This is a genomic window from Streptomyces sp. NPDC048516 (assembly GCF_043199875.1).
In the GTDB taxonomy this organism is placed as follows: domain Bacteria; phylum Actinomycetota; class Actinomycetes; order Streptomycetales; family Streptomycetaceae; genus Streptomyces.
Map to the genome: position 1 here is coordinate 116,106 of NZ_JBICWS010000015.1, position 13,211 is coordinate 129,316.

13 protein-coding genes are annotated in these 13,211 nt (G+C 69.5%); 1 reads left to right on the plus strand and 12 read right to left on the minus strand.

Annotated elements, in window-relative coordinates:
* Positions 1-12: 12 nt before the first annotated feature.
* The 11 genes from nuoK to ACGFR7_RS27340 are packed head-to-tail and all read right to left on the minus strand — an operon-like array spanning position 13 to position 11,015.
* The gene (gene nuoK, locus ACGFR7_RS27290) at positions 13-312 is read right to left on the minus strand and encodes an NADH-quinone oxidoreductase subunit NuoK (protein WP_018090964.1); all 300 of its coding nucleotides are present in this window, start codon (positions 310-312) and stop codon (positions 13-15) included.
* Entirely contained in the window at positions 309-1,178 is an 870-nt protein-coding gene (locus ACGFR7_RS27295) for an NADH-quinone oxidoreductase subunit J (RefSeq protein ID WP_393324331.1), read from the minus strand. The genes nuoK and ACGFR7_RS27295 overlap by 4 nt, the downstream gene beginning before the upstream one ends.
* On the minus strand, positions 1,175-1,765 hold the full coding sequence (nuoI, locus tag ACGFR7_RS27300; protein ID WP_393324334.1) for an NADH-quinone oxidoreductase subunit NuoI: 591 nt from the start codon (positions 1,763-1,765) through the stop codon (positions 1,175-1,177). The genes ACGFR7_RS27295 and nuoI overlap by 4 nt, the downstream gene beginning before the upstream one ends.
* The gene (nuoH, locus tag ACGFR7_RS27305) at positions 1,758-3,143 is read right to left on the minus strand and encodes an NADH-quinone oxidoreductase subunit NuoH (protein ID WP_393324337.1); all 1,386 of its coding nucleotides are present in this window, start codon (positions 3,141-3,143) and stop codon (positions 1,758-1,760) included. Before nuoH ends, nuoI begins: the two co-directional genes overlap by 8 nt.
* Positions 3,140-5,671: an NADH-quinone oxidoreductase subunit G gene (locus ACGFR7_RS27310; protein WP_393324339.1), complete on the minus strand. Its 2,532-nt coding sequence runs from the start codon at positions 5,669-5,671 to the stop codon at positions 3,140-3,142. Before ACGFR7_RS27310 ends, nuoH begins: the two co-directional genes overlap by 4 nt.
* Positions 5,668-7,050, minus strand: coding sequence for an NADH-quinone oxidoreductase subunit NuoF (gene nuoF, locus ACGFR7_RS27315; RefSeq protein WP_393324342.1), 1,383 nt, complete (start codon positions 7,048-7,050; stop codon positions 5,668-5,670). The genes ACGFR7_RS27310 and nuoF overlap by 4 nt, the downstream gene beginning before the upstream one ends.
* Positions 7,050-7,919, minus strand: coding sequence for an NADH-quinone oxidoreductase subunit NuoE (nuoE, locus tag ACGFR7_RS27320; protein ID WP_393324545.1), 870 nt, complete (start codon positions 7,917-7,919; stop codon positions 7,050-7,052). The genes nuoF and nuoE overlap by 1 nt, the downstream gene beginning before the upstream one ends.
* 35 nt (positions 7,920-7,954) lie before the next feature.
* Positions 7,955-9,331, minus strand: a complete 1,377-nt coding sequence (locus tag ACGFR7_RS27325; RefSeq protein WP_393324345.1) for an NADH-quinone oxidoreductase subunit D — start codon at positions 9,329-9,331, stop codon at positions 7,955-7,957.
* The gene (locus tag ACGFR7_RS27330; protein WP_393324348.1) at positions 9,331-10,095 is read right to left on the minus strand and encodes an NADH-quinone oxidoreductase subunit C; all 765 of its coding nucleotides are present in this window, start codon (positions 10,093-10,095) and stop codon (positions 9,331-9,333) included. Before ACGFR7_RS27330 ends, ACGFR7_RS27325 begins: the two co-directional genes overlap by 1 nt.
* Positions 10,092-10,646: an NADH-quinone oxidoreductase subunit B family protein gene (locus tag ACGFR7_RS27335; RefSeq protein WP_030074638.1), complete on the minus strand. Its 555-nt coding sequence runs from the start codon at positions 10,644-10,646 to the stop codon at positions 10,092-10,094. Before ACGFR7_RS27335 ends, ACGFR7_RS27330 begins: the two co-directional genes overlap by 4 nt.
* Positions 10,647-10,655: 9 nt before the next feature.
* The gene (locus ACGFR7_RS27340; RefSeq protein WP_006604811.1) at positions 10,656-11,015 is read right to left on the minus strand and encodes an NADH-quinone oxidoreductase subunit A; all 360 of its coding nucleotides are present in this window, start codon (positions 11,013-11,015) and stop codon (positions 10,656-10,658) included.
* Positions 11,016-11,740: 725 nt separating this feature from the next.
* Between ACGFR7_RS27340 and ACGFR7_RS27345 the strand changes: the two genes are divergently transcribed.
* Positions 11,741-12,541, plus strand: coding sequence for a C40 family peptidase (locus ACGFR7_RS27345; protein ID WP_393324351.1), 801 nt, complete (start codon positions 11,741-11,743; stop codon positions 12,539-12,541).
* Positions 12,542-12,750: 209 nt separating this feature from the next.
* Here the strand turns inward: ACGFR7_RS27345 and ACGFR7_RS27350 are convergent, their stop codons facing one another.
* Entirely contained in the window at positions 12,751-13,206 is a 456-nt protein-coding gene (locus ACGFR7_RS27350; protein ID WP_393324354.1) for a carboxymuconolactone decarboxylase family protein, read from the minus strand.
* Positions 13,207-13,211: the final 5 nt, after the last annotated feature.

Here is a 13,211-nt window from a genome sequence, read left to right on the forward strand (position 1 = left end):
TTGTGCGACCCCTTACAGCTTCATCAGGCTGGCGTCGTCGACCGAGGCCGTATGACGGGTGCGGAAGATCGACACGATGATCGCCAGGCCGACCACGACCTCGGCCGCGGCGACGACCATCGTGAAGAAGGCGATGATCTGGCCGTCCAGATTCCCGTGCATCCGCGAGAAGGTGACGAAGGCGAGATTGCAGGCGTTGAGCATCAGCTCGATGCACATGAACACCACGATGGCGTTCCGCCTGATCAGCACCCCGGCCGCACCGATGGTGAACAACAGGGCGGCGAGATAGAGGTAGTAGACCGGGTTCATTTCTTGGCCCCCTCCTTGTGCTCCTTCGGCGCCACGCCCCCGGACGAGGAGGGCCGGGGCTCCTCGGAACCCCGGCCCAGCCAGTTCTCGGAGCGCTCCTCCAGCGCCTTCAGCTCGGCGAGCGATTCACCGGAGACATCGCGGATCTGGCCGCGCTCCCGCAGCGTCGGGCTGACGCTCAGCTCGGACGTGGTGCCGTCGGGCAGCAGGCCCGGGATGTCGACGGCGTTGTGCCGGGCGTAGACGCCCGGGGCGGGCAGCGGCGGCACCTGCTTGCCCTCGCGGACGCGCGCCTCGGACTGCTCGCGTTGCGTCCTGGCACGCTCCGTACGCTCCCGGTGGGTGAGCACCATCGCGCCGACGGCCGCCGTGATCAGCAGCGCGCCGGTGATTTCGAAGGCGAAGACGTACTTGGTGAAGATGAGCGCGGCCAGGCCCTGCACATTGCCGCCGGCGTTGGCCTCGCCCAGGCCGTTGAACTCCTTGAGCGAGGCGTTGCCGATACCGGCGATCAGCAGGATGCCGAAGCCGATGCCCAGTCCGGCGGCGAGCCAGCGCTGCCCCTTCAGCGTCTCCTTGAGGGAGTCCGCGGCGGTGACACCGACCAGCATGACGACGAACAGGAACAGCATCATGATCGCGCCCGTATAGACGACGATCTGGACGACGCCGAGGAAGTACGCACCGTTGGCGAGGTAGAAGACCGCCAGCACGATCATGGTCCCGGCGAGCGAGAGGGCGCTGTGCACGGCCCGCTTCATCAGGATCGTGCACAGCGCGCCGCTGACGGCGACGATGCCCAGGATCCAGAACTGCACGGCCTCTCCGGTGGAGGTCATGGAGGCCGCGGCGGCGAGAGAGGTCATGCCTTCGCCTCCTTCCCCCGGGCGTTCCCGTCAGCCTTCTCGCCCTTGGAGACCGCGACCTGACGGACGGTCCCCGGAGCGGCCTCGGTCACCAGGCCCTGGTAGTAGTCCTTCTCCGTCATGCCGGGGTAGATCGCGTGCGGTGAGTCGACCATCGTCTCCGACAGGCCCGCCAGCAGCTCCTCCTTGGTGTAGATGAGCGATTCGCGGGACCGGTCGGCGAGTTCGTACTCGTTGGTCATGGTCAGTGCGCGGGTCGGGCAGGCCTCCACGCACAGGCCGCACAGGATGCAGCGCAGGTAGTTGATCTGGTAGACGCGGCCGTAGCGCTCGCCCGGGGAGTAGCGCTCCTCGGCGGTGTTGTCCGCGCCCTCGACGTAGATCGCGTCCGCCGGGCAGGCCCATGCGCACAGCTCGCAGCCGATGCACTTCTCCAGCCCGTCCGGATGGCGGTTGAGCTGGTGGCGGCCGTGGAAACGCGGCGCCGTCGGCTTCTTCTCCTCCGGGTACTGCTCGGTCAGCCGCTTCTTGAACATGGCCTTGAAGGTCACGCCGAAGCCGGCCACGGGGTTCTGGAACTCAGGCACCGTCGCCCCCCTTTCCGTCGTTTCCGATTCCGTCACTGACAGTGTCCGCCCCGCCACTGACAATCAGTTCGCGCTCACGGCGCGGCCGGCGTCGCGGCACCGGCGGCAGGCTCTGTCCGGGCAGCGGCGGCACGGGGAAGCCGCCGGCCATCGGGTCGAAGGCCCCGTCTCCGTCCGTCTCCTCCTTCTCGGCGCGCCGGAAGAAGTCCACGAGGAGGGAGATCAGCAGCAGCAGGACGGCGCCACCGGCGACATAGAGCACGATCTGGGAGAAGTTGTAGCCCTCGTTCTTCAGCGCCCGGACGGTGGCGACCAGCATCAGCCAGACCAGCGAGACCGGGATGAGGACCTTCCAGCCCAGCTTCATGAACTGGTCGTAGCGCACCCGGGGAAGGGTGCCGCGCAGCCAGATGAAGAAGAACAGCAGCAGCTGCACCTTGAGGGTGAACCAGAGCAGCGGCCACCAGCCGTGGTTCGCGCCCTCCCAGAACGTGGAGATCGGCCAGGGAGCCCGCCAGCCGCCCAGGAAGAGCGTGATCGCGACCGCCGAGACGGTGACCATGTTGATGTACTCGGCGAGCATGAACATCGCGAACTTGATGGACGAGTACTCGGTGTTGAAGCCGCCGACGAGGTCGCCCTCGGACTCCGGCATGTCGAAGGGCGCACGGTTGGTCTCGCCCACCATCGCGACGATGTAGATGATGAAGGACACCGGCAGCAGCAGGACGTACCACCTGTTCTGCTGCGACTCCACGATGGTCGACGTCGACATCGACCCGGAGTAGAGGAACACCGCCGCGAACGACATCCCCATGGCGATCTCGTACGAGATCATCTGCGCGCAGGAGCGGAGCCCGCCGAGCAGCGGATAGGTCGAGCCGGACGACCAGCCGGCCAGCACGATGCCGTAGATGCCGACCGAGGCCGTGGCCAGGATGTAGAGGATGCCGATCGGCAGGTCGGTGAGCTGCATCGGGGTGCGGACGCCGAAGATGGAGACCTCGTTGCCGGCCGGGCCGAAGGGGATCACCGCGATCGCCATGAAGGCCGGGATGGCCGCCACGACCGGCGCGAGGACGTAGACCACCTTGTCGGCCCGCTTGACGACCACGTCCTCCTTCAGCATCAGCTTGATGCCGTCGGCGAGGGACTGCAGCATCCCCCAGGGGCCGTGCCGGTTGGGGCCGATGCGCAGCTGCATCCAGGCGACGACCTTGCGTTCCCAGACGATCGAGAACAGCACCGTCAGCATGAGGAACGCGAAGCAGAAGACCGCCTTGATGACGACCAGCCACCACGGGTCGCGGCCGAACATCGACAGGTCTTCCTGCGCCAGCGTGCTTCCGGCAGCGGCGAGTTGACCGAGCTGCATCATGCGTCCACCTCCTCGGCCGGCTCCGGGGTGCCCGGGACGGCGGAGATCTTCACCAGGTCACCGGGTTGCGCCCCGGTGTCGGCGGCGACGCCACCACCCGTCGAGTTGAGCGGCAGCCACACCACCCGGTCGGGCATCGGCGTGACGTGGAGCGGCAGGCGGACCGAGCCGGCCGGCCCGGTGACCGCCAGCAGGTCACCGTCCTTGACCCCGGTCTCCTGCGCGGTGATCTGCGACAGCCGGGCTACGGCGGCGTGCCGGGTGCCGGCCAGCGCCTCGTCGCCCTCCTGGAGCAGCCCCTGGTCCAGCAGGAGCCGGTGTCCGGCGAGGACCGCCTCGCCGGGCTCGGGGCGGGGCAGCGGGCGTCCGCTCTCCTGGGGCTCGCCCGCGTGGGGGCCGTCCCAGCCGCCGAGCCGGTCCAGTTCGCGGCGCGCCGCGCGGAGGTCGGGCAGCGCGAGATGGACGTCGAGGGCGTCGGCGAGCATGTGCAGCACCCGGGCATCCGGCAGCAGATGCCGGCGGGCCATCTGGTCCGGTTTGAGGGCGGCCTCGAACAGCCGGGCCCGGCCTTCCCAGTTGAGGAACGTGCCGGCCTTCTCGACCACGGCCGCCACCGGGAGGACCACATCCGCCCGGTCGGTGACCTGCGAGGGCCGCAGCTCCAGGCTGACCAGGAAGCCGACCTCGTCCAGCGCGGCCAGCGCACGGGCCGGGTCCGGCAGGTCGGCGACCTCGACGCCCGCCACCAGCAGGGCACCGAGCTCGCCGGTCGCCGCGGCCTCGATGATCTGGCCGGTGTCCCGGCCGTACCGGTGCGGCAGCGCGGCCACACCCCAGACGGCCGCGACCTCGTCGCGGGCCCGCGGGTCGGTGGCCGGCCGGCCGCCGGGCAGCAGACCGGGCAGTGCGCCCGCCTCGACGGCGCCGCGGTCGCCCGCCCGCCGGGGGATCCACACCAGACGGGCGCCGGTGGCCGTGGCGGCGCGGACGGCGGAGGTCAGGGCGCCGGGCACGGCCGCCAGCCGTTCGCCGACGACGATCACCGCGCCGTCGGCCCGCAGCGCCTCGGCCGCCGCCTGCCCCTCGCCGTCCAGCCCGGCACCGCCCGCGAGCGCGTCCAGCCATTCGGTCTCGGTGCCGGGCGCGGCCGGCAGCAGCGTGCCGCCCGCTTTGATCAGCCCGCGCGAGGCGTGACCGGCCAGCCCGAAGGTGCGCTGTCCGCTCTTGCGGTGCGCCTTGCGCAGTCGCAGGAAGACGCCGGGCGCCTCCTCCTCGGCCTCGATACCGGCCAGCAGGACGGCCGGCGCCTGCTCCAGCGCGGTGTACGTGACACCCCCACCGTCCAGATCCCGGCCCCGGCCGGCGACCTGCGACGCCAGGAACTCGGCCTCCTCGGCGCTGTGCACCCGTGCCCGGAAGTCGATGTCGTTGGTGTCCAGCGCGATCCGGGCGAACTTGGCGTAGGCGTAGGCGTCCTCGACGGTCAGCCGGCCGCCGGTCAGCACTCCGGTGCGGCCCTTGGCAGCGGACAGCCCGCGGGCCGCCGCCTCCAGGGCCTCGGGCCAGCTCGCCGGCTCCAGTTCACCGGACTCCGGGTTGCGTACGAGGGGCTGCTCCAGCCGGTCGCGCTGCTGCGCGTAGCGGAAGGCGAACCGCCCCTTGTCGCAGATCCACTCCTCGTTGACCTCGGGATCGTTCGCCGCCAGCCGCCGCATGACCTTGCCGCGCCGGTGGTCGGTACGCGTCGCACAGCCGCCCGCGCAGTGCTCGCACACCGACGGCGAGGAGACCAGGTCGAACGGGCGGGAGCGGAAGCGGTACGCGGCGGAGGTGAGCGCGCCGACCGGGCAGATCTGGATGGTGTTGCCGGAGAAGTACGACTGGAAGGGGTCGCCCTCCCCGGTACCGACCTGCTGCAGGGCGCCGCGTTCGAGCAGCTCGATCATCGGGTCGCCGGCGATCTGGTTGCTGAAGCGGGTACAGCGCGCACACAGCACGCACCGCTCGCGGTCCAGCAGCACCTGGGTGGAGATCGGCACCGGTTTGGCGAAGGTGCGCTTCTTGCCCTCGAAGCGCGACTCCGGGTCGCCGACCTGCATCGCCTGGTTCTGCAGCGGGCACTCGCCGCCCTTGTCGCAGACCGGGCAGTCCAGCGGGTGGTTGATCAGCAGCAGCTCCATCACGCCGCGCTGGGCCTTCTCGGCCACCGGCGAGGTGAGCTGCGACTTGACGACCATGCCGTCGGTGCAGGTGATGGTGCAGGAGGCCATCGGCTTGCGCTGGCCCTCGACCTCGACGATGCACTGCCGGCAGGCGCCCGCCGGGTCCAGCAGCGGGTGGTCGCAAAAGCGCGGGATCTCGATGCCGAGGAGTTCGGCGGCACGGATGACCAGCGTCCCCTTGGGGACGGAGATCTCGATGCCGTCGATCGTCAGGGTGACGAGGTCCTCCGGCGGGATCGCCGGCCCGCCGCTCCCGGAGGGGCCCGCGGCGGAGCCGCTGTTCGACCCCGTTGTGGTGACGGTCATGCATTCACCCCCAGGTGAGCGTCGTTGTCGGCCCACAGGGTCGACTTGGCCGGGTCGAAGGGGCATCCCTTGCCGGTGATGTGCTGCTCGTACTCCTCCCGGAAGTACTGCAGCGAGGAGAAGATCGGCGAGGCGGCGCCGTCGCCGAGGGCGCAGAAGGACTTGCCGTTGATGTTGTCGGCGATGTCGTTCAGCTTGTCGAGGTCGTCCATCCGCCCCTTGCCGGCCTCGATGTCGCGCAGCAACTGGACCAGCCAGTAGGTCCCTTCGCGGCAGGGCGTGCACTTGCCGCAGGACTCGTGCGCGTAGAACTCGGTCCAGCGGGTGACCGCCCGCACCACACAGGTGGTCTCGTCGAAGCACTGCAGCGCCTTGGTGCCGAGCATCGAACCGGCCGCGCCGACGCCCTCGTAGTCCAAGGGGACATCGAGGTGTTCGTCGGTGAACATCGGCGTCGAGGAGCCGCCCGGCGTCCAGAACTTCAGCCGGTGGCCGCGGCGCATTCCGCCGCTCATGTCCAGCAGCTGGCGCAGGGTGACGCCCAACGGGGCCTCGTACTGGCCGGGGCGGGCGACGTGGCCGCTGAGCGAGTAGAGCGTGAAACCCGGGGACTTCTCGCTGCCCATCGACCGGAACCAGTCCTTGCCCCGGTTCATGATCGCGGGAACCGAGGCGATGGACTCGACGTTGTTCACGACAGTGGGGCAGGCGTACAGGCCCGCCACCGCCGGGAAGGGGGGACGCAGCCGGGGCTGTCCGCGACGCCCCTCCAGCGAGTCCAGCAGCGCGGTCTCCTCACCGCAGATGTACGCGCCGGCGCCCGCGTGCACGATCACGTCCAGGTCGAGTCCCGAGCCGAGGATGTTCCTCCCGAGGAAGCCCGCCGCGTAGGCCTCGCGCACGGCTTCGTGCAGCCTCCGCAGGACGGGCACGACCTCGCCGCGCAGGTAGATGAAGGCGTGGTGCGACCGGATCGCATGGCAGGCGATCACGATCCCCTCGATGAGGGAGTGCGGGTTCGCGAAGAGGAGCGGGATGTCCTTGCAGGTCCCGGGCTCCGACTCGTCGGCGTTGACGACGAGGTAGTGCGGTTTGCCGTCGCCCTGCGGGATGAACTGCCACTTCATCCCGGTGGGGAAGCCGGCGCCGCCGCGGCCGCGCAGCCCGGAGTCCTTGATGTACGCGATGACGTCGTCCGGGGGCATGGCGAGCGCCTTGCGCAGGCCCTCGTACCCCTCGTGCCGGCGGTAGGTCTCCAGCGTCCAGGGTTCGGGCTGGTCCCAGAAGGCGGACAGGACAGGCGTCAGAAGCTTCTCGGGGTTGGTCTCCCCGCCGGCCTCCGGCCGGGAGGCACCCCCGTGTTCGGCAGCCACGGTCATCACTCCCCCTCCTCTGCTGCAGGGCCGGACGGGTGCTGGTCATCGGAGGCCGAGGTCTGCTGCGGTGCGTCATGGGAGCTGGGGTGCCCGGCGGGCGGCTCCTCGGCGGGATGGCCGGACGGGGGTTCGCCGCCGGTCGCGTCGGTGGTCTCGTCGGTGGTCTCGGCGGTGCGCGGCGCGATGACGTGGTCGGCGCCGCGGCCGGGGACGGCCTCGCCCTTGGCGAGCCGCAGGCCGATCAGCGAGGCGGGGCCCGCCGCGCCGGTGGCCTCGACGGCGCCCGGCCGCTCGTCCGGGAAGCCGGCGAGCATCCGGGCGGTGTCCTTGAAGGCGCACAGCGGCGCGCCGCGGGTGGGCCTGACGCTCCGGCCCGCCCGCAGGTCGTCGACGAGCTGCCGGGCGGACTGCGGGGTCTGGTTGTCGAAGAACTCCCAGTTGACCATCACGACCGGGGCGAAGTCGCAGGCCGCGTTGCACTCGATGTGTTCGAGGGTGACGGCGCCGTCCTCGGTGGTCTCGCCGTTGCCGACGCCCAGGTGCTCCTTGAGGTCCTCGAAGATGGCGTCGCCGCCCATCACCGCGCACAGCGTGTTGGTGCAGACCCCGACCTGGTAGTCACCGCCCGCCTTGCGGCGGTACATGGAGTAGAAGGTCGAGACCGCGGTGACCTCGGCGGTGGTGAGGTCGAGCATTTCGGCGCAGAAGCGGATGCCGGTGCGGGTGACGTGCCCTTCCTCGGCCTGGACGAGGTGCAGCAGCGGCAGCAGCGCCGAGCGCGCGCCGGGGTAGCGGGCGATCACCTCCTTGGCGTCCGCTTCCAGCCGGGCCCGTACGTCCACCGGATAGTCGGGGGCGGGGAGTGCGGGCATCCCCAGCTGCACGTCATGGTTTGCCTCGGTGGCGTTCACCGGTCGACGCCTCCCATCACGGGGTCGATGGACGCGACGGCGACGATGACGTCGGCGACCTGGCCGCCTTCGCACATCGCCGCCATGGCCTGGAGATTGGTGAAGGACGGGTCGCGGAAGTGCACCCGGTAGGGGCGGGTGCCGCCGTCGCTGACCGCATGCACGCCCAGCTCGCCCTTGGGCGACTCGACGGCCGCGTACGTCTGGCCCGGCGGGACCCGGAAGCCCTCGGTCACCAGCTTGAAGTGGTGGATCAGGGCCTCCATCGAGGTACCCATGATCTTCTTGATGTGGTCGAGGGAGTTGCCCAGGCCGTCCGGGCCGAGGGCCAGCTGGGCGGGCCAGGCGATCTTCTTGTCCGCGACCATCACCGGGCCGGGCTCCAGCCGGTCCAGGCACTGCTCGACGATCCGCAGCGACTGGCGCATCTCTTCCAGCCGGATCAGGAACCGGCCGTACGCATCGCAGGTGTCGGCGGTCGGCACCTCGAAGTCGTAGGTCTCGTAGCCGCAGTACGGCTGGGTCTTGCGCAGGTCGTGCGGCAGTCCGGCGGAGCGCACGATGGGCCCGGTGGCACCGGTGGCCATGCAGCCGGCCAGGTCGAGATAGCCGATGCCCTCCATCCGGCCCTTGAAGACCGGGTTGCCGGTGGCGAGCTTGTCGTACTCGGGGATGTTCTTGCGCATCTTCTTCACGAACTCGCGCACCTGGTCGACCGCGCCCGGGGGCAGGTCCTGGGCGAGGCCGCCGGGCCGGATGTAGGCGTGGTTCATCCGCAGGCCGGTGATCAGCTCGTAGAGATCGAGGATGAGTTCCCGGTCGCGGAAGCCGTAGATCATGATCGTGGTGGCGCCCAGCTCCATCCCGCCGGTGGCGATCGCCACGAGGTGGGAAGACATCCGGTTGAGCTCCATCAGCAGCACGCGGATGACGGTGGCCCGGTCGGGGACCTGGTCGGTGATCCCCAGCAGCTTCTCCACGGCCAGGCAGTAGGCCGTCTCGTTGAAGAAGGGGGTGAGGTAATCCATGCGCGTGACGAAGGTGGTGCCCTGCGTCCAGGTCCGGAATTCGAGGTTCTTCTCGATGCCGGTGTGCAGATAGCCGATGCCGCAGCGGGCCTCGGTGACGGTCTCGCCGTCGATCTCCAGGATCAGCCGGAGCACGCCGTGGGTGGAGGGGTGCTGCGGCCCCATGTTGACGATGATCCGCTCGTCGTCGGACTTCACGGCGGCGGCCGCGATCTCGTCCCAGTCGCCACCGGAGACGTTGTAGACGGTGCCCTCGGTGGTCTCCCTGGCCAGGGACTCCGTCGTGTCGAAGTCGCTGGAGGTGCGGTGGCCGTTCGGGGAGTGGGAGTGCGGTGCAGTAGTCATCAGCTGTACGACCTCCGCTGGTCGGGAGCCGGAATCCGGGCGCCCTTGTACTCGACGGGGATGCCGCCGAGCGGGTAGTCCTTGCGCTGCGGGAAGCCCTGCCAGTCGTCGGGCATCATGATCCGGGTCAGCGCCGGATGGCCGTCGAAAACGATTCCGAAGAAGTCGTAGGTCTCGCGCTCGTGCCAGTCGTTGGTCGGATAGACCTCCACCAGCGAGGGCACGTGCGGGTCGGCGTCCGGGGCGGAGACCTCCAGCCGGATGAGCCGGTTGTGGGTGATCGAGCGCAGGTGGTAGACGGCGTGCAGCTCGCGGCCCGTGTCGCCGGGGAAGTGCACTCCGCTCACGCCCGTACACAGCTCGAAGCGCAGCGCCGGATCGTCGCGCAGGGTCCTGGCGACCGTCGGCAGGTGGCTGCGCTCGATGTGGAAGGTCAGCTCGGCGCGGTCCACGACCGTCTTCTCGATGACGTTCTCGGGGACCAGGCCCTGTTCGTCGAGGGCGCCCTCCAGCTCGTCGGCGATCTCGTCGAACTCTCCGTATTGCTCCTCGCCACGGGGCCCGCCGTAGGGCCGGGCGCTCGCGCCGGGCAGCCGGACGGTCCGGACGAGGCCGCCGTAGCCGCTGGTGTCGCCGCCGTTGTCGGCGCCGAACATGCCGCGGCGGGTGGCGATCGCCTCGCCGGTGTCGTCGCGCTGCGCGGGGACGGCGTCGTCCGTGCCGTTCTCGCCGTCCGGCTCGCCGGGGTTCTTCTGCTCAGTCACCGCAGCAGCCCCTTCATCTCGATCAGCGGGAGTGCCTTGAGCGCCGCCTCCTCCGCCTCGCGGGCGGCCTGCTGCTGATTGACCCCGAGCTTGGTGTTCTGGATCTTCTGATGCAGCTTGAGGATGGCGTCCATCAACATCTCGGGACGCGGCGGGCAGCCCGGCAAATAGATGTCGACGGGAACGATGTGGTCGACGCCCTGCACAATCGCGTAGTTATTGAACATTCCACCTGAAGATGCGCAAACCCCCATGGAAATCACCCACTTCGGGTCCGGCATCTGGTCGTAGACCTGCCGCAGCACGGGAGCCATCTTCTGGCTCACCCGGCCGGCCACGATCATCAGATCCGCCTGCCGCGGGGAACCGCGGAAGACCTCCATGCCGAAGCGGGCCAGGTCGTAGCGCCCGGCGCCGGTCGTCATCATCTCGATGGCGCAGCAGGCCAGCCCGAAGGTCGCGGGGAAGACCGATGATTTGCGCACCCAGCCCGCGGCCTGCTCGACAGTGGTCAGCAAAAAGCCGCTGGGCAGCTTCTCTTCAAGTCCCATGTGTGACCCCTAGTCCCATTCCAGGCCGCCACGACGCCAGACATAGGCGTAGGCGACGAAGACGGTGAGCGCGAAGAGGAGCATCTCGACGAGCCCGAACAGCCCCAGGGCGTCGAAGGTGACGGCCCAGGGGTAGAGGAAGACGATCTCGATGTCGAAGACGATGAAGAGCATCGCCGTCAGGTAGTACTTGATCGGGAAGCGACCGCCACCGGACGGATGTGGCGTCGGCTCGATTCCGCACTCGTACGCCTCGAGCTTGGCCCGGTTGTAGCGCCTGGGCCCGACGAGGGTGGCCATCACGACGGAGAAGATCGCAAAGCCTGCCCCGAGGGCTCCCAGTACGAGGATGGGCGCGTAAGCGTTCACCGTCCTCGCTCCCTTCAGTCGACGATGACTGGATGGCGGTCCGCTCGGGCCCTCCGGCCGCCCCATGGAGATCGTGCATATGTGAGGCAGTTCACAAGCCCGAACCGCCAGCATCTTATGCCCGCTGGTCTGTGATCTGCGACACGGGAGTGAACAACGCCTTTGTGATCTCCACCACCCGGCGAAGGATCATGAAGTCGGATGAGCGGTGATCTTCATACGTGAAGCGCGCGAGTGATCACGAGAGGTGACATTCGCATGGGTTACCGCTGGTCAGGACGGGGTTGCCACTATCAAGTGGATGTCGCTGCAGGCAAATTGGCGCCAGACGCGGCCAACTGCTATACGGAGGCGGCCCGCAGGCGTGATCCGCTCGTGACCCGACCGTGATCATCGGTACGTGCATCGATTCACGAGCGCCCGGCCGACGCCAGGTCACAGGAACATAACGGACACTCAAGAGTGACCTATCCCACGCTATTTCCAGCACTAAGTGCTTGACGCCCGGGAAGCCTTGGCGTGGCGGATGGGGAAGTGATAGGCGCCCGCCGCACCCGCATCGGGCAGCAAATGCCATGCGTAGGAACATGATCGCGAAATTCGGACATCCCGTCGCCGGCTCGCCGGGCGGCCAAAAGTCCGTTTTATTCGCCGCGTACACGTCAAGTGTGGCGCACTGCACCTTTCTTGGCAGCAACCTGCGGCTCCTGATAGCCGTTATTGCCATGTCCCCGAACGCACTCATACCCAGCCACCGGAAGCCCCGCCGTCCTTCCGCGTCCTCGCGGGCGCTGCGCGCGGGCGTGACCGGTGGCTTCCTCACCCTTGCGGTGACCGGCGCCACCGTGCCGGCCAACGCCGCGGAAAAGCCCGTCTCCGAAACCCAGGAGATGCCGACGATCACGACGGCGCTGGCCACCAGCGCCGCCAGGAGCGCCGACACCGCCGAGCAGGTCGCGTTCAACTACGAGCGCCAGGCTCTCCAGGACAGTGCCTTCTCCAAGGCCGCCAAGGCCGCTGAGAAGCACAAGGCCGAGGCCGTGAAGAAGGCCAAGGCCGAGGCGAAGAAGAAGGCCGAGGAAGCCCGTAAGGCCAAGGAGGCCGCGCAGGCCCGCGCCTCGCGCTCCTCCGAGCGTTCGACCCTGTCCGCCCCGTCGTCGTCCAGCGCCACCGGCAGCACGGCCGCCCTCGTCTCCTTCCTGAAGGCGCAGCTCGGCAAGGCCTACGTGCTGGGCTCCAGCGGCCCCTCGTCGTACGACTGCTCCGGCCTGACCCAGGCCGCGTTCAACCAGATCGGCATCGACCTGCCGCGGGTCTCCCAGGACCAGTCCACCGCCGGCACCCAGGTCGGCCTGGACAACCTCCAGGTCGGCGACATCCTGTACTGGGGCAGCGCGGGCAGCGCCTACCACGTCGGCGTCTACGTCGGCGGCGGCAAGTTCATCGGCGCCCAGAACTCCAGCACCGGCATCGTCGAGCGCCCGCTCGACTACGACATGCCGACCGGCGCGGTGCGCGTCCTCTAGGACCACCACGCCCTCAGTGCCCCATGAGGGCCGTCCCTCCCGCCGCTCGGGAGGGACGGCCCTTTGGTGCGTGGGCCTTCCCGGTCGTCCCCGCCCACGGGCCCTCCTGGCGCCCGTGGCGTCGCGGCCCTCCCGGCGCCCGTGCCCTCGCGGCCCTCCCGGCGCCCGTGCCCGCCCGCCGGCCCGGAGGACCGCGGGCGGGCCGCCGGTCACCAGCCCGCGCCCGCCGGCTGCCTGGTGGTCGCGTTGAGCCGGTTGAAGAGGTTGGTGACACCGATCGTCAGGATGATCGCCGACAGCTGCCGCTCGTCGAAGTGGTCCGCGGCGTCGTCCCAGACCGGGTCCGGCACCGGGTCACTGCGGTCGGCGAGCCGGGTGGCGGCCTCGGTGAGCGCCAGGGCGGCGCGCTCGGCGTCCGAGAAGTACGGCGCTTCCCGCCAGGCCGCGACCGCGAACAGCTTGTCGTCGCTCACGCCCTGCTTCCTGGCGTTCTTCACACCCCCGTCGACGCAGAAGCTGCAGCCGTTGATCTGGCTCGCGCGCAGGTGCACCAGCTCCAGCGTGGCCTCCGGCACCCCGCCCTGACGCGTGGCCTTGACCATGTCGAGGAGGGGCTGCAGGGCCTCGGGCAGGACCATCGCGGGGTTCGTCATTCGTGCGTCCATCACGG

What these genes read in the sequence shown, in the direction of transcription:
- nuoE (WP_393324545.1), bottom strand. Translation starts at nt 7,919, where the DNA reads ATGCCCGCACTCCCCGCCCCCGACTATCCGGTGGACGTACGGGCCCGG.
- ACGFR7_RS27350 (WP_393324354.1), bottom strand. Translation starts at nt 13,206, where the DNA reads ATGGACGCACGAATGACGAACCCCGCGATGGTCCTGCCCGAGGCCCTG.
- nuoF (WP_393324342.1), bottom strand. Translation starts at nt 7,050, where the DNA reads ATGACCGTGGCTGCCGAACACGGGGGTGCCTCCCGGCCGGAGGCCGGC.
- nuoK (WP_018090964.1), bottom strand. Translation starts at nt 312, where the DNA reads ATGAACCCGGTCTACTACCTCTATCTCGCCGCCCTGTTGTTCACCATC.
- ACGFR7_RS27295 (WP_393324331.1), bottom strand. Translation starts at nt 1,178, where the DNA reads ATGACCTCTCTCGCCGCCGCGGCCTCCATGACCTCCACCGGAGAGGCC.
- ACGFR7_RS27325 (WP_393324345.1), bottom strand. Translation starts at nt 9,331, where the DNA reads ATGACTACTGCACCGCACTCCCACTCCCCGAACGGCCACCGCACCTCC.
- ACGFR7_RS27335 (WP_030074638.1), bottom strand. Translation starts at nt 10,646, where the DNA reads ATGGGACTTGAAGAGAAGCTGCCCAGCGGCTTTTTGCTGACCACTGTC.
- ACGFR7_RS27310 (WP_393324339.1), bottom strand. Translation starts at nt 5,671, where the DNA reads ATGACCGTCACCACAACGGGGTCGAACAGCGGCTCCGCCGCGGGCCCC.
- ACGFR7_RS27345 (WP_393324351.1), top strand. Translation starts at nt 11,741, where the DNA reads ATGTCCCCGAACGCACTCATACCCAGCCACCGGAAGCCCCGCCGTCCT.
- nuoH (WP_393324337.1), bottom strand. Translation starts at nt 3,143, where the DNA reads ATGATGCAGCTCGGTCAACTCGCCGCTGCCGGAAGCACGCTGGCGCAG.